General features: G+C 73.7%; 11 protein-coding genes. 5 read left to right on the forward strand and 6 right to left on the reverse strand.

The window, feature by feature from the left end; all coding sequences use genetic code 11:
* Positions 1 to 42: 42 nt before the first annotated feature.
* Positions 43 to 354: a hypothetical protein gene (locus I8N68_RS14825; protein ID WP_200210557.1), complete on the reverse strand. Its 312-nt coding sequence runs from the start codon at positions 352 to 354 to the stop codon at positions 43 to 45.
* 99 nt (positions 355 to 453) lie between these two features.
* Here I8N68_RS14825 and I8N68_RS14830 point away from each other — a divergent pair, with 99 nt between their 5' ends.
* A complete protein-coding gene (locus I8N68_RS14830) occupies positions 454 to 792 on the forward strand; it encodes a DUF952 domain-containing protein (RefSeq protein WP_200210558.1) in 339 nt (112 codons plus the stop codon).
* A 163-nt stretch (positions 793 to 955) separates the two neighbouring features.
* On the forward strand, positions 956 to 1,495 hold the full coding sequence (locus I8N68_RS14835; protein WP_200210559.1) for an acyltransferase: 540 nt from the start codon (positions 956 to 958) through the stop codon (positions 1,493 to 1,495).
* 57 nt (positions 1,496 to 1,552) lie between these two features.
* Here the strand turns inward: I8N68_RS14835 and I8N68_RS14840 are convergent, their stop codons facing one another.
* The 4 genes from I8N68_RS14840 to I8N68_RS14855 form a co-directional block, all read right to left on the reverse strand.
* Positions 1,553 to 3,301, reverse strand: a complete 1,749-nt coding sequence (locus tag I8N68_RS14840; protein WP_200210560.1) for a CDP-glycerol glycerophosphotransferase family protein — start codon at positions 3,299 to 3,301, stop codon at positions 1,553 to 1,555.
* 203 nt (positions 3,302 to 3,504) lie between these two features.
* The gene (locus I8N68_RS14845) at positions 3,505 to 4,788 is read right to left on the reverse strand and encodes a nucleotide sugar dehydrogenase (RefSeq protein WP_200210561.1); all 1,284 of its coding nucleotides are present in this window, start codon (positions 4,786 to 4,788) and stop codon (positions 3,505 to 3,507) included.
* A gap of 4 nt (positions 4,789 to 4,792) precedes the next feature.
* Positions 4,793 to 6,361 (reverse strand): glycosyltransferase family 2 protein, encoded by a 1,569-nt coding sequence (locus tag I8N68_RS14850; RefSeq protein ID WP_200210562.1) that lies wholly within the window; start codon positions 6,359 to 6,361, stop codon positions 4,793 to 4,795.
* Entirely contained in the window at positions 6,358 to 7,929 is a 1,572-nt protein-coding gene (locus I8N68_RS14855) for a glycosyltransferase family 4 protein (RefSeq protein ID WP_200210563.1), read from the reverse strand. The genes I8N68_RS14850 and I8N68_RS14855 overlap by 4 nt, the downstream gene beginning before the upstream one ends.
* 812 nt (positions 7,930 to 8,741) lie before the next feature.
* Between I8N68_RS14855 and wecB the strand changes: the two genes are divergently transcribed.
* The 3 genes from wecB to I8N68_RS14870 are packed head-to-tail and all read left to right on the forward strand — an operon-like array spanning position 8,742 to position 13,400.
* Positions 8,742 to 9,827, forward strand: a complete 1,086-nt coding sequence (wecB, locus tag I8N68_RS14860) for a non-hydrolyzing UDP-N-acetylglucosamine 2-epimerase (protein WP_200210564.1) — start codon at positions 8,742 to 8,744, stop codon at positions 9,825 to 9,827.
* 34 nt (positions 9,828 to 9,861) lie between these two features.
* Positions 9,862 to 11,280, forward strand: coding sequence for a glycosyltransferase family protein (locus I8N68_RS14865; RefSeq protein ID WP_200210565.1), 1,419 nt, complete (start codon positions 9,862 to 9,864; stop codon positions 11,278 to 11,280).
* Entirely contained in the window at positions 11,277 to 13,400 is a 2,124-nt protein-coding gene (locus I8N68_RS14870) for a glycosyltransferase (RefSeq protein WP_200210566.1), read from the forward strand. Before I8N68_RS14865 ends, I8N68_RS14870 begins: the two co-directional genes overlap by 4 nt.
* A gap of 52 nt (positions 13,401 to 13,452) precedes the next feature.
* Here I8N68_RS14870 and I8N68_RS14875 read toward each other — a convergent pair whose 3' ends face one another.
* Positions 13,453 to 15,090, reverse strand: a complete 1,638-nt coding sequence (locus tag I8N68_RS14875; protein WP_234039734.1) for a glycosyltransferase family 4 protein — start codon at positions 15,088 to 15,090, stop codon at positions 13,453 to 13,455.
* Between the last annotated feature and the right edge of the window lie 28 nt (positions 15,091 to 15,118).

Genomic DNA, 15,118 nt, shown 5'->3' on the forward strand with positions numbered 1-15,118 from the left:
GCGGCCTCCCGCCGGGGCCGCGGACGCCGGGCCGCTCCCGCTTCAGAGACCGAAGACCTCGTCCGCGGTGGCATCCCGGACCCCGTCGACGAAGCCCCGGAAGCCGGGATCGTCGTGGCTGGCGGGCACGCTGGTCACGGTGATCCCGGTGGCCTGGGTGACCGCGTCGACCAGCGGCGGGTAGTCGATCTCGGCGTCGGCGAAGGTGTCGTCGTCGGCCTGCCCGAGGTTGATCACGTGCTGCACGTCCTCAGTCGGGGTGTCCGGGTCGGCGGCCCACTCCGTGCCGGCCCGGTGGCACTCGTCGTAGACCGCCCGCTGGCCGTCGGTCCAGTCCTCGTGATAGCTGCGCATCGCCATCCCTCCGCGCCCGTCGATCCCGAGCATGCCGGCTGTGCGGGCCGGTCGGGGCCGGACCGGCGAACCCGGTACCCGCCGCCCTAGGCTGCGGTGGTGATCTACAAGATTCTGTCGAACGACGAGTGGGACGACGCCCGCGCCGCCGGGCGGTTCACCGGCACCGCGATGGACGAGCAGGACGGCTACATTCACCTCTCCGGCGCCGACCAGGTGGTGGAGACCGCCCGCCGGGTGTTCGCCGGGGTCACCGGGCTGACCCTGCTCACCGTCGATCCCGACCGGCTCGGCGACGGGCTGCGCTGGGAGCCGTCCCGCGGTGGCGCGCTCTTCCCGCACCTCTACGGGGCGCTGCCGGTGGACGCGGTGGTGGCGGCGGAGGCCCTGCCGGCGGACACACCCGCCGCCGACGCGGTGGCGGCGCTGCTCGCCTGACCGGCTCGCTATGCTACGCCGAGCCCGTGCCCCGGCCTCGGCATCGACTGTCGGGGCGGCCGGGCGGTCCTGGCCCGCGCGGGCCGCGGCGGTCACCCGGCGCGGACCCGGCGCGCGGCACCGACGGCGCGACGGAGCGCCCTGCGACGATGCGAGTTGAAGGATGACTGACAGCAACGACCGGTCCCCGATCTTCGTCCACCCCACGGCCGACGTGGAGGAGGGCGCCACGGTCGGCGACGGCACCAAGGTCTGGCACCTGGCCCACATCCGCTCGACCGCGCAGGTCGGCGCCGGCTGCGTCATCGGGCGCAACGTGTACGTCGACGCCGGCGTCACGGTCGGCGACCTGGTGAAGATCCAGAACAACGTCTCCGTCTACCAGGGCGTGACCATCGAGGACGAGGTCTTCGTCGGCCCCTGCGCCGTCTTCACCAACGACTTCCGCCCGCGCGCCCAGAACCCGGACTGGAAGATCACCCCCACCCTGGTCCGCCGCGGCGCCTCGATCGGCGCCAACGCCACCCTGGTCTGCGGGATCGAGGTCGGCGAGTTCGCGATGATCGCCGCCGGCTCCGTGGTCACCAAGGACGTCAAGCCGTACCAGCTGGTCGCCGGCAACCCGGCGCGGCCGAAGGGCTGGGTCGACGAGCGCGGCGAGGTCATCTCCCGGGACGTCGACAACCCGCCGCAGCAGGGCTGAGCACGCAACCGGGGGCGACGGCTCATGCCGTCGCCCCCGGTCGTCCGCGTCGCGCGGTCAGCCGCAGAGGCGGTCGATCTCGCCCCGGAACCGGTCCACCGGGTTCACCCCGGCGGGGCCGAGCAGGTACTCCTTCAGCTCCCGCCGCGCCTCGGTCATCGGGTCGTCCCCGGTCCGGGTGAGGGTGAGGACCTTCGCCAGCTCGCCGCAGTCGGCCGAGAGCAGGTACGCCGCCCGGGCGGTCGGGAACGTCCGCCGGAACTCGTCCTCGGGCAGGCCCGCCGGGTTGGCCACGACGTACGGCCGCTCGCTCTGCACGAAGTCGGAGACCACGCTGGAGACGTCGCTGATCAGCAGGTCGGTGGTGTTGAAGCAGTCGAACAGGGCCGGCAGGCGGCCGGTGACCACCAGGTGCGCGGTGCCGTCCAGCGAGGTGGCGTCGGGGTCGCCGCCCGCGGCGCGGATCCGGGCGACGATCCGCTCGTGCGCCGCCCGGGCCTTCTTCGACCGGGTGCCCGTCAACGGGTGCGGCTTGTAGATCACCCGTACCCCGCCGGTGGCGAGCAGGCCGGTGATGATCCGCTCCCCCATCAGCACCACCGAGGTGTGGTACGGGTCGTCGTCGAGCCAGCCCTCCCAGGTGGGGGCGTAGAGCACGGTGAACGGGCGGTCGGCCGACTCCGAGCCGAAGGTGTGCACCCCGGCGAGCTGCGGGCGGCCGATCTCCACGATGTCGCGGTCCAGCACGCCCACCCCGGCCCGGGCGTACCGCTCCCGGCCGGCCGGCCCGGCGACCCAGACCTCGTCGTACACCTTGCTGTAGGGGTTGACGCTGGCCTGCTTGTCGCTGTCGCCGTGGCCGACGAAGACGTGCTTCACGCCCGGCTCGCGGAGCATGTGGATGTTGGCGCCGACGTTGGCCGCGTACAGGGCGACCCGGATGCTGCCCAGGTCGAGGTTCATGAAGTCCACGCCGGCCGGTACGCAGACCACCGGCAGCCGGGTGTCGGCCAGCTCGTGGAACGCGTCCTCGGCGCGCAGCAGCACGACCGCGCGGTGCCCGGCCGCCTCGATCGGGGCGAGCCACATGTTGGCCTGGTAGACGTCCTTGGCCGGGCCGGCGAAGTAGAGCGCCACCTCGGGCCGCTCCCGGGCCAGCCAGTCGTGCACCGCGGGCAGCACGCCGGGGGCCTTGCCGCGCCCGCGCAACCAGGTGAGCGCCAGCACCGCCGCGGTGACGACCCCCGCGGCCAGGGTGACCAGCCCGGTCACCACCACCGGGCTGACCCGGTCGACCAGCGCGGCCACCACGGCCGCGGGCACGAGGAGCACGTTGAGCAAGGGCAGCCGCAGCCCGGCGAGCCGCTGGGCCCAGACCGGCGGTACCGGCACCCGGCGCAGCGCGCCGAGGTCGATGTTGCGGGTGAACGCCGGGGTGTCGGCCCGCCCGTCGACGATCTTGGTCAGGGCGGTGGTGCCGACGGCCACGGTCCACAGCGCGGCGGGCAGCAACAGGACCCCGAGGGTCCCGGCCAGCCCGGGGCGGACCGCGCTGACGATCAGCAGGACGACCGACAGGTCGCGGGTGAGCCGCCGCCAGACCAGCCCGAGACCGGCCTTCTGGAGCAGCGCACCTGTCTCGGCGAACCGGGTGGCGAGGGCGACCTCGCCGGAGATGGCGACCAGCCCGGCGACCGCGAACGGGACCACCCAGCCGAAGACGCCGGCGAGCACCATGATCCCGTACGCCAGCAGCACCGCGCCGACCGTGGCCACGCCCTGCTGGCTCCGTACTCTGCTGAACAAAGAACGCTCCCTGTCTGCCCACCGGTATCGATGAGTCCGATACCGGACAGCTGCGACCTTAAACGGGCCAAGTAACACAAGTATTGCCGGGGTGTCGGGCGGGTGAACGGCCGGTGACACTGCTCACCGCGGGTACCCGACGAGCCGCGCAACGCAGTGGGCCCCGGCCGTGACGGCCGGGGCCCACTGGCGGGGCGGGCGGGTCAGCCGCCGATGACCACCCGGCGGACACCGGTCCAGCGGGCCGGGTCGGTGACCCGGCGGCCGTCGACCAGCACCGTCACGCCCGGCAGGTCGGCCGGGGCGAGGGTGCGGTACTCGGCGTGGTCGGCCTGGATCACGGCGGCGCCGATCGGCTCGCCGTCGTACCCGGGCAGGCCGTGCGCGACGAGCTCCTCGTTGGTGTACATCGGGTCGGAGACGTACGGCTTGGCGCCCCGGGCGCGCAGCGCCTCGACGGTCGGGAAGACGCCGGAGAAGGCGGTCTCCTTCACCCCGCCCCGGTAGGCGGCGCCGAGCACCAGCACCCCGACGTCGGTGAGGTCGCCGTACGCGGCGGCGAGCAGGTCGACGGCGTACTCCGGCATGGCGGCGTTGGCCTCGCGGGCCGAGCGCACCACCGTGGCCGCCGGGTCGTTCCAGAGGTACATCCGCGGGTAGATCGGGATGCAGTGCCCGCCGACGGCGATGCCCGGCGAGTGGATGTGGCTGTACGGCTGGGTGTTGCAGGCCTCGATGACCTTGGTGACGTCGACGCCCACCGTGTCGGCGAACCGGGCGAACTGGTTCGCCAGGCCGATGTTGACGTCCCGGTAGGTGGTCTCGGCGAGCTTGGCCAGCTCGGAGGCCTCCGCCGAGCCGAGGTCCCACACCCCGTTCGGGCGGTTCAGGTCAGCCCGCTCGTCGAAGTCCAGCACCGCCTCGTAGAAGCGCACGCCGTGCTCGGCCGAAGCCTCGTCGATGCCGCCGACCAGCTTCGGGTAGCGGCGCAGGTCGGCGAAGACCCGGCCGGTGAGCACCCGCTCGGGGCTGAAGACCAGGTGGAAGTCCTTGCCGGCGGTGAGGCCGGAACCCTCCTGGAGCATCGGCGCCCAGCGCTCGCGGGTGGTGCCGACCGGCAGCGTGGTCTCGTAGCTGACCAGGGTGCCCGGCTTGAGGCCCGCGGCGATGGCCCGGGTGGCGTCGTCCATCCAGCCGAAGTCCGGCACCCCCTCGGCGTCCACGAAGAGCGGAACGACCACCACGACCGCCTCCGACTGGGCGACCGCGGCGGTGGTGTCGGTGGTGGCCGACAGGAGCCCGGCGGCCACCGCCTCCTTCAGCTTGACGTCCAGGTCGGTCTCACCGGGGAACGGCACGGCCCCGTCGTTGACCAGCCGCACGACCCGCTCGGAGACGTCGGCACCGAGCACCCGGTGCCCCTTCGAGGCGAACTGCACGGCGAGCGGCAGACCGATCTTTCCCAGCGCGACGACGCAGATGTTCATGGAACTACTTTCCTCCTGAGGGCCACATTCGGCGGAGACGGGCAATGAACCGACCGGGCGTCACCGGCGTGATCGCGACGATCACCTGGCCCTTGTGGTTCGTGGTGGGCGTGACGAGGTGGAACTGGACGCCGCGCCGCGCCACCCGGCGCGGCGCCGCGACGCGGCGATCCGTCCGCAGCGGCGTCGACCCGGTCCCGCCCATCGCGGTGACCTCGGCCCGTACCACCCGACGTTCCCCCTTCGGCGCGACGACCGCGAGCAGCTGGTCCACCGCGAAGTCCGTCCGTACGACGGTACCGGGGCCGCCCGGCGCGACCGAACTGACACCCGTCAACTCGCCCACACTGACCCGGACCGCGTCCGCGGCGAGCTCGGCCAGCTCGGCCCAGCGGCTCTGCGCGGTGATCACCAGGGCCCGGGCACCCGCGGCGTCCCGCCCCCAGGCCAGCTCGGTCGCGGTGAGCTTGGCCAGCGTCTTGGCGGCCCGGTCGGTGACGTCGTACCAGTCGTCCGGGTAGCCCAGCTCGGGGTCGCGGAAGCCGACGTGGTGGGCGTACCAGCGGTCGCCCTCGATGGTCACGTCGGGCAGCACCTTGTCGCCCTGCTGGCGGATCAGCTCACGCAGCCGGTCCAGGTCGGCGTCGCGGGCGAGGACCAGGCGCAACCGGACGTCGGGCGCCAGCGCCGCCACGATCCGGTCGGTGAGGTACGCCTCGGCGAGCTTGCGGATCCGGTCGTGGACCTGCTGCTGCACGTCCGGGTCGAGGTCGAGCAGCTCTGGCCGGAGCAGCTTCGCCACCTCCCAGGTGAAGTGGCGCACCAGCACCGCGTCGCGGCGGGGGCCGGGCTCGATCAGCCCGGCGACGAAGCCGACCAGCTCCTCGGCGCAGCGCAGCCGCTCCTCGAACCGGCTCGCGTAGGTGATGTTCTGCGCGTTGTCCCGCTTGACCGCGTAGTAGTACTCGTAGTCGGCCAGGACGGAGATCTTCCCGGCGCGGTAGCAGGCCTCCAGGGTGAACGGCTGGTCGCTGCCCATCGGCATGTCCTCGCGGAACCGCAGGCCGTACCGCTCGATCAGGTCCCGCCGGAAGAGCTTGGTGTTCGACAGCGACCACGGCAGCGGGCTGTCGAAGAGGTCCACCCGCTCCTCCGTGCTGGCGTAGATCGCCTGGTGGACGTAGCGCTTGTTGGTGCCCACCATCCGGCCCAGCACCACGTCGGAGCCCCAGCGGTCGGCCGCGTCGACCAGCCGCTCCAGCGCCTCGGGACCGAGGTGGTCGTCGGAGCCGATGAAGAAGACGTACCGCCCGTGGGCGGAGTCCAGGCCCCGGTTGCTCGGCGCCGCCGGGCCGCCCGAGTTGGGCTGGTGCAGCACGGTGACGGTGCCCGGGTAGCGCTTGGCGAACCGGTCGAGTTCGGCCGCGCTGCCGTCGGTGGACCCGTCGTCGACCGCGACGACCTCGAGCCGATCCAGGCCGATGGTCTGCTCGACCAGCGAGGTGAGGCAGGTGGTGAGGTAGGGCATCGTGTTGTAGACGGCGACGATGACCGTCACGTCCGGCTGGCTCACGCGCCCACCTCCACCGACGTCGGCGCGGCGCCCGGAGCCGGGTCGGCGGCCCGGGTCGGGCCCGGCCGATCGGGCAGCAACCGGGAGTAGACCTCGTCCAGCACCTCGGCCTGCGCCTCCCACGTCCACCCCGCCAGCAGCCCCGGCCGCTCGTACGCGGCCCGGTAGCGGGCGGGATCGGCGAGGACCGCGCGGACCGCGCGGACGAAGTCCGCAACGTCCTCGGCTCGGAAGATCTCACCCTGCCCGGTCTCCCGGACAGTCTCCGCCATGGTTCGCACGTCGGAGACGACCAGCGGGAGGCGGGCGTGCGAATACTCGAAGAACTTGGTGATCAGCGCGATCTCGTGGTTGGGCCAGTGCTGGATCGGTATGACCCCGACCTGCGCGCCGCCGAGGAACGGCACCACCTGGTGGTGCGGCACGTACGGCAGGATGTGCAGCCGGTCCGCGACGCCCAGTTCCCCGGCCCGGGTGACCAGGCCCCGCACGTATGCGGAGTCGGGCTTGTTCACCACCAGGGCCACGTGCGCCTCGGACAGCTCCGGCAGCGCCTCGACCAGCACCCCGAGGCCGCGCTTGGCGGCGGCCACCCCGCTGTAGACCAGCAGCGGCGTCTCCGGGCCCAGCCCGCACAGCGCCCGGATGTCCGGCACCGGCGCGGTGGGGTCGGTGGGCAGTTCGTCCACGGCGGGGGCGTTCAGCACCACCGCCGGCCGCTCGGCCAGCCCGTGCTCGCGCTGGAGCAGATCGGCCAGGCCGCCGGAGACGGTCATGGTGGCATCGGCGTACGGTACGTACTCCCGCTCGTGAGCGACGTTCCCCGGCAGCCAGCGGGCGTTGTCCCGCCACGGCTGCACGCCCGGGAGGTATTCGTGGGCGTCCCAGACCAGGGCGATCCGGCGGCCCTTGGCGGCGGCCCGGATCTTGGCGCGGGCACCCACCCCGATCATCCGGAAGTCGTTGGCGTGGATCAGGTCCGGCGCGAGCTCGTCGACCACCGGGCCGTACGCCAGCTCGTAGTCCCACAGGCCCGGCTCCAGCCGGCGCCAGGCGCCGCCGCCGCGCACCTTCTGCCAGAACAGCGTGTACGCCCGGTCCCAGGGGCCGTCGAGCTTGCGACCGCGGCGGGCCTGGGTGAGTTGGCGGTTGCGGAACGAGACCCAACGGCGGGTCAGGCCGGCGAGCTTCTCCTCGGCCCGCAGCGCCGTCCAGGGGAGCCCGCCGGCACGGCCGGCCCCGGACTCACGGGCGGCGGCGGTCAGCGCGGCCCGCCGGACCGCCAGATCGGCGCGCCAGGCCTTGACCGCCTGGGTGCGGTGCGCGGCGATGCCGCTGGGCGGATAGGCCAGCGGCCGGCGCAGCCAGGCGCGGCGGAACTCGTGCCGCCGCTTGGCCAGCGGCTCCGGCATGGGCAGCAGCCGGACCTCGGCGTCGCCGAGCCGCCAGCTCTGCGGCTGCCCGACCGGGGCCCGCCCGAGGAGGATGACCTCCCAGCCGGCGTTCGCCGCCGACCGCGCCGCCTTCTGCACCCGGGAGTCGCCGTTGACCCCGTTGTCCACCAGCATGACGACCCGTCCCCGGGTGCCCGCCGCTGCGGTAGTGCCGTCAGATCCCATTCCTGCCCGTCTTTCGCCCAGCCAGCACCGCGCCTGCGGACCGGAGCGAGTCTACGACAACCCGGCCCCGCGAAAGGGGCAGCGCCACCGCCGCCGACGGCCCGGACATCGGGGCAGGTGGCGGGGGTGGTGGCGGCGCCGCCGCGCCCCGTCGTCGGCGTCGGGCGCTGCGCCAGCCGCCCGGACGGGGCCGGCCGGGTGAACCGCGGGGAAACCGCCGGCCACGTCCCTGCCCACCGGTCGACGGCGGCGGGACGGGCCGCGAGCAGTGGGTTAGGGTCTTGCGATGTGTCCGCCTCCCACGCCACTCGTCCCGATGCGGGCGCGGGAGTCGCGGCCGGCACCGAACGTCCCGAGTCGTCGGAGCGTCCCGCCCGGCCCGCCGGCGATCCGGCCGCGCGCCGGCTGACGTCCCGGTGGCCCGCCGGCACCGCCGGCCCACGGGCCGTGGGGCACGAACCGCTGGCCTCGCCGGTCGTCGCCGTCGCGGCGTCCGGGCACTACTATTCCAGGGGCCGCCGCGCGTCGCGGGTGTCCGCGCCGCGCTCATCGGTGGCCGGGGTCACTCGCCGCGAGGCGCCGGTGGGCGCGCTGTCGGCTCCCGTACGCCAGGTGTTCACGCCCGGCTGGTACGGAACGTATCCGGGCCCGTCGGCGGGGGCGGGTCGCCCCGCCACCGGCCCGGCCGACCGGACCGCGCGTCCACCGATCCACCGACCAACAGAGCGCACCCGTGCGCGATCCGAGGAGAGAGATACGTCGTGAAGGTCGTCAGTATCGTCGGCGCCCGCCCCCAGTTGGTGAAGCTCGCGCCGATCGCCGCGGCGTTCGCCGAGGGCGACTGCGAGCACGTGATCGTGCACACCGGTCAGCACTACGACGCCGACCTCTCGGACGTGTTCTTCACCGGTCTGGGCATCCCCGACCCGAACGTGCACCTGGGCATCGGCTCGGGCAGTCACGGCGTGCAGACCGGCAACACCCTCGCCGCCCTCGACCCGGTGCTGGCCGCCGAGCGGCCCGACTGGGTCCTCGTCTACGGCGACACCAACTCGACGCTGGCCGGCGCGCTCTCCGCCGTCAAGCAGCACATCCCGGTCGCGCACCTGGAGGCCGGGCTCCGGTCGTTCAACCGCCGGATGCCGGAGGAGCACAACCGGGTGCTCACCGACCACGCCGCTGACCTGTTGCTGGCCCCGACCGAGGAGGCCGTGCGCCACCTGGCCGCCGAGGGCCTGGCCGACCGCTCGGTCCTGGTCGGCGACGTGATGGTGGACGTCTGCCTGCGGGTCCGCGACGCCGTCGAGCGGGGCGAGCACGCCGCGCCGGCGCTGCCCGAGGGCATCGACCCGAACGCCCCGTACCTGGTGGCCACCCTGCACCGGGCGGAGAACACCGACGATCCGGCCCGGCTGGCCGCGCTGGTCGAGGCGCTCGCCGAACTACCCGTGCCGGTGGCGCTGCTGGCCCACCCCCGGCTGCTCGCCCGGGCCGAGGAGCAGGGGCTGAAGCTCGGCGGAGGGGCGCTGCACGTCGGCCGCCCGCTGCCGTACGCCGGCATGGTGGCCGCGGTTCTCGGCTCGGTCGGCGTCGTCACCGACTCCGGCGGGCTGCAGAAGGAGGCGTACCTGCTCGGCCGCCCGTGCACCACGCTGCGCACCGAGACCGAGTGGGTCGAGACGCTCGAGGGTGACTGGAACCGGCTGGTCCCGGACCCGCGCGAGCTGGGCTCGGCGTGGCTCCCCCTGGCCACCCGGCCGGCGCCCGAGACCCCCCGGGGCACCCCGTACGGCGACGGCCGGGCGGCGCACCGGGTGATCGAGACGCTGCGGGCGCACCAGGCATGAGCGGCCACCCTCTCCTCACGATCGGCAGTATGCGATGAACAAGCGACTCGTCCCCCTCCCCCGGTCCCGGGACCACGCCGGGGCCCGGCCGCACGTGATCTACCTGGCGATCGGCTTCCCGCCGGCGGCGAAGAGCTGCGCCTACCGGATGCGGGAGACCGCCAACCAGTTCTGCGAGCAGGGCTGGGACGTCACGGTCATCACCATCTGCCAGGAGGCCTGGGAGCGGGAGTACGGCCTCGACCACACGCTCTCCGAGCGGGTCGACCCCCGGGTCAAGGTGGTGGAGCTGCCGCTGATCCGCGAGGACCTGGAGACCGACATCCGGGCCTTCTCCGAGGAGCGGTCGCTGGACCCGCCGGGCTGGATCTCCGCGCTGCGCAAGCGGGAGCAGAAGGTCTTCCCCGAGCCGGTGTTCGGCGGCTGGCGCTACGAGCTGGAGAAGGCGGTGCTGCGGGTGCACCGCGAGCACCCGGCCGACCTGCTGCTGACCTCCTGCGCCCCGTACGTCAACCTGGCCGCCACCTGGAAGCTCTGGGAGGAGTACCAGGTCCCCTACGCGGTGGACTTCCGCGACGGCTGGTCGCTGGACGTGATCGGCGGCGGCGAGGCCTTCACCCGGGACTCGGTCTCCGGTCGGTGGGAGTCCAAGGTCCTGGACCACGCGACCGCGGTCTGGTGCGTCAACGACCCGATCGCGGACTTCTACCGGCAGCGGTACCCGCAGCTGGCGGACCGGGTGCAGGTGGTGCGCAACGGCTACGACGAGGACAGCCTGCCGGCCATCGCCGGCCGGGCGGCGGACCCGTCCGCGGGGCTGACCTTCGGCTACCTCGGCTCGGTCAACTTCACGCCGGCCTTCCTGGAGGCGGTGCTCGACGGCTGGCGGATCGCCCGGCGGGACGACCCGCTGCTGGCCCGCTCCCGGTTCGAGGTGCGGGGCCACATCGGCGCCGGCGCGGCGCGCGAGGCCAACCGGCACATGGACCTGCTCAAGGAGGCCGCCGCCGACGGCGTCAGCTTCGGCGGCCCGGTGCCCAAGGCCGAACTCGCCGCCACCTACGGCTCCTGGGACGCGCTGGTGCTGATGCTGGTCGGCGGGCGGTTCGTCACCTCCGGCAAGGTCTACGAGTTCATGGCCACCGGCCTGCCGGTGGTCTCCGCGCACGACGTCGACCACGACGCCAGCAACGTGCTGGCCGGGCACCCGCTCTGGACCGGGGCCGTGGGTCTGGACCCGCACCGGCTGGCGAACTCGTTCGCCGAGGCGGCCCGGATGGCGGTCAAGGCCACGGACGCCGACCGCGCCGCGGCGCGCGAGCTGGCCCGGCGGTTCGCCCGTCCGGCGGTGCTCGCCCCCGCCGTCCGGCACCTCGCGGAGCTCGTCCGGCCGGCCGCAGCCGGCGCGTCCGCCCCGACCGCGACCGCATCGACTGGAGACCCCCGACCGTGACCAACGTGCTCATCGTGGCCAGCACCCTGCCGAAGCAGCCGGCCGTCCTGATCGAGGCGCTGGAGCGCTTCCGCAGCAGGGGCGCCACCGTGGCGGTGGCCTGCTTCTTCGACGCCGCCGAGCTGGAGGTCGACCCGGCGCTGGCCGAGCTGCGCGGTTTCGTGGTGCCCGCCGCGGAGCGGGACGCCCGGTTCCGCGCCGCCCTGGGCCGGGCGCCGGCGAACCGCAAGATCTGGCTGCACGCGCGGCGCAACCCCTGGGTGCGCCGGCGGTACCGCCAGGCCGACCTGCTGGTCGCGCTGGACGTCAGGGCCGTGCACACGGTCTGGGAGATGGCCCAGCGCAACACCCGGGCCGGCGCGCACTACGGGCTGGTGCCCGCGCAGAAGGCGCTCGACGCGCGGCGCGCCCTCCCGCCGACCAGGCGGCTCGAGCGGCAGGTCGCCGCCACGGCCGGCATCGGCGCCCGGGGCGCCCGCCGGCTGGCGGTGCAGACCGCCAAGACCACGCTCAAGAAGGCCACCGGCCAGACCGTGATGGGCAACCCGGCCGGGGCCTGGCTCTGGACCCGCGCGGTGTCCGCGCCGCGCATCCCGGACCGGTACCGCAGCAAGCTCGCCCTCCGGCTGCACGCCAGCGCGGTCCGGGCCGGCCAGCCGGCGGTGGCGGCGCGGGCCTCGGCCGCGGCGGTGCGCCGGATCGGCAGCCCGAAGACCCGGGCCCAGATGCTCACCAAGGCCGCCCAGGCGGAGCTCGCCCTCGGTCGGGTGCCGACCGGGCTGCACGACGCGATCCGAGCGCAGCTGGAGCTGGCGGACAGCCTGCTGACGAAGAACCCGAAGCAGGCGTCGTTCGCCGTCTCCAACGCGTGGAGCCTCGCCTCGAACCGGGTGCTGCACTTCGACCGGCTCACCTCGCCGATGAGCGCGGACCCGGGTGCCTTCCTGGCGCCGTTCCGGGCCAGCGTCGCGGCCCGGAAGCTGTCCGCGCCGCGCGGCCGGGTGGCCCCGGCCGCCACGCCGCCGTCCGGCCGCCCGCTGCGGCTGCTGGTCACCACGCTGATCAACCACAACTTCCTGCAGGAGATCCTCCAGCGGTACGAGTCGATGCCGAACGTCGAGGTCCGCTTCCTGGACCTGTACGACGATCCGGTACGCCGGCCGCTCGCGCTCAGCGGCAGCACCGTGATGGAGCACCTGCTGACCGGCGAGACGTCGTACGGCGCCAAGATCGAGGAGTGGCTCCGGCCGCACCTGGACTGGGCGGACACCGTCTTCGTGGACTGGTGCCAGGCGACCGCGGCGCTGTTCACCCTGCACGACCCGGGCACCACCCGGATCATCGTGCGGCTGCACAGCTTCGAGGCGTTCAACTTCTGGCCGCACCTGGTGGACTACTCGCGGGTCGACGACATGGTCTTCGTCTCGGAGCACCTGCGGGACCTGTCCACGGCGGTGCTGCCCCAGCTGACCGGGCCCGACGCGCCGCGGCTGTGGGTCATCGACAACGCGATGGACCTCCAGCGCTACCCGCGGCCGAAGCCCGCCGAGGCCCGGTTCAACCTGGGCCTGGTCGGCGTCAGCTCGGTGGCGAAGGACCCGCGCTGGGCGATCGAGGTGGTCCGGAAGCTGCGCGAGCGCGACGACCGGTACACGCTCACCCTGATCGGCAGCAACTTCAACAACCGGACCAGCCTGCCGGCCAAGAAGTACGGCAAGCAGCTCGCCAAGGACCTGGCGGAGCTGGAGCCGATCGGCGCGGTCCGCCGGTACGGGCAGACCGACGACGTGCCCGCCGCGCTCAGCGAGGTGGGCGTCATCCTCAGCACCTCGGTCCGGGAGAGCTTCCACTGCGGTCTGGTGGAGGGTGCGGCCAGCGGCGCGGTGCCGGTGGTGCGGGACTGGCCGTTCTTCGCCGACAAGCCGCACGGCGCGCGCACGCTCTTCCCGGCGGACTGGGTGGTGGCCACCCCGGAGGAGGCGGCGGAGCGGATCCTCGCCGCCACCGCCACCGAGGAGCAGTGGCGGCAGACCGGTCAGTCGGCCTCCGACCACGTCCTGAAGACCTGGGACTGGACGGTGACCCAGTCCGGCTTCGACCGGCTGCTGCTGGACGACTGAGCAGGTACGACGAAGGGGCCCGGCCGCTCGGCCGGGCCCCTTCTTGTTCCGCTCAGCGGCGCGGTGCGACCAGATCGTCCGCCGGGTCCACCGGTCCGGTGGCCGGCTCCGCGGGCGGCAGCGGCGGCCGGCCGGGCAGCAGGCGGCTGTACACCTCGTCCATCACGCGGGCCTGGGCCTCCCAGGTCCACCGGTCCAGCACGCCCGGCTGGTCGTAGGCCGCCCGGTACCGCTGCGGGTCGGCCAGCACGGCCCGCACGGCGCGCAGGTAGTCGTCCAGGTCCTCGGCCGTGAAGACCTCGCCCTGGCCGGTGGCCCGGGTCGCCTCCGCCATGGTCTTGACGTCGCTGACCACCATCGGCAGCCGGCCGTGGGCGTACTCGAAGAACTTGGTGATCAGCGCCAGCTCGTGGTTCGGCTTGTGATGGATCGGGATGACCCCGACGTCGGCGGGGGACACGAACGACGACACCTGCCAGTGCGGCACGTACGGCAGCAGGTGCACGCGGTCGGCCACGCCGAGCTCGGCGGCCAGTTCCTCCAGTTCCTCCATGATCGGCACCTTCCCGTTCGGGTGCACCGAGACGAGGGCGACGTGCGCGTCGGGCATCCGGGTCAGGCCCCGGATCATGATGTCCACCCCGCGGGACGGGTTGATGCCGCCGCAGTAGACCAGCAGCGGCGTCGTCGGGCCGATCCCGCAGAGCGCCCGGATGTCGGGCACGGGCAGGGCCCGCTGCTCGGCGGTGAGCGTCCCGGGCGGCGCGTTGAGCACCACGGCGGGCTGCTCGGCCAGGCCGTGGGTCTCCCGCAGCAGGTCGGCCAGCGTCGACGAGACGGTCATGACGGCGTCCGCGTACGGGGCGTGCTCCCGCACGTAGGCGATCTGGGCGGGCAGCCAGCGCAGGTTCTTCGGCCGCCCGATGATGCCGGGCACGAATTCGTGGGCGTCCCACACCAGCTTGACGTCCCGGGCACCGGCCCGGGCCCGCAGCGCGGCGCGGGCGCCGACCCCGAGCATCCGGAAGTCGTGGGCGTGGATCAGGTCGGGCTCCAGCTCGTCGACGACCGGCGCGAAGGCCAGTTCGAAGTCCCACAGCTCGGGGTCGAGCTTGCGCCAGGCCCGGTCGCCCTTGGTGGTCTGCCAGAACTTCAGGGCCAGCCGGTCCAGCGTGGAGTCCGGGTCCTGCTGCCGGTCCTGCAGCCGGCTCAGCTCCTGGGAGCGGAACTTGACCCACTGGAAGAGCGCCCGGTTGACGAAGTACGGGGCCGCCAGCCGGGCCTTGCCCGCCAGCTCCGCGCCCCGGGACCCGCCCGCCTCCCGGGCCACCTTGATCTCCGACAGGCGGAAGTTCAGGTCGTCCCGCCAGGCCCGCAGCTTGTTCATCCGCCGCTTCCCGTCGGGTCCCGGCCGGTACGCCAGCGGTCGCCGCAGCAGGGCGCGCCGGTAGGTGACCGGGTGCGGGATCCGCCGGGGCACCCGGATCAGCCGGACCTCGGCATCCCCGATCCGCCAGGTCTCCTCGGTGGCGGGCCCCTTGAGGATGCCGACCAGGATCACCTCCCAGCCGGCCTCGGCGGCGGAGCGGGCGGCCTTCTGCACCCGGGAGTCACCGTCGACCCCGTTGTCGACCAGCATCACCACCCGTCCCCGGGTCGGCCGCGCCACGGTGCTCGGGACTGGTTCCATCGGGTTGCTTTCTCCTTGCTGAGGGGAT

It is taken from the genome of Micromonospora coerulea (assembly GCF_016598485.1).
Taxonomy (GTDB): Bacteria; Actinomycetota; Actinomycetes; order Mycobacteriales; family Micromonosporaceae; genus Micromonospora; species Micromonospora coerulea.

Bases quoted from the DNA above. Each gene is read 5' to 3' on its own strand.
- I8N68_RS14865 (WP_200210565.1), top strand. From the start codon at position 9,862: ATGAACAAGCGACTCGTCCCCCTCCCCCGGTCCCGGGACCACGCCGGG.
- I8N68_RS14875 (WP_234039734.1), bottom strand. From the start codon at position 15,090: ATGGAACCAGTCCCGAGCACCGTGGCGCGGCCGACCCGGGGACGGGTG.
- I8N68_RS14835 (WP_200210559.1), top strand. From the start codon at position 956: ATGACTGACAGCAACGACCGGTCCCCGATCTTCGTCCACCCCACGGCC.
- I8N68_RS14825 (WP_200210557.1), bottom strand. From the start codon at position 354: ATGCGCAGCTATCACGAGGACTGGACCGACGGCCAGCGGGCGGTCTAC.
- I8N68_RS14845 (WP_200210561.1), bottom strand. From the start codon at position 4,788: ATGAACATCTGCGTCGTCGCGCTGGGAAAGATCGGTCTGCCGCTCGCC.
- I8N68_RS14855 (WP_200210563.1), bottom strand. From the start codon at position 7,929: ATGCTGGTGGACAACGGGGTCAACGGCGACTCCCGGGTGCAGAAGGCG.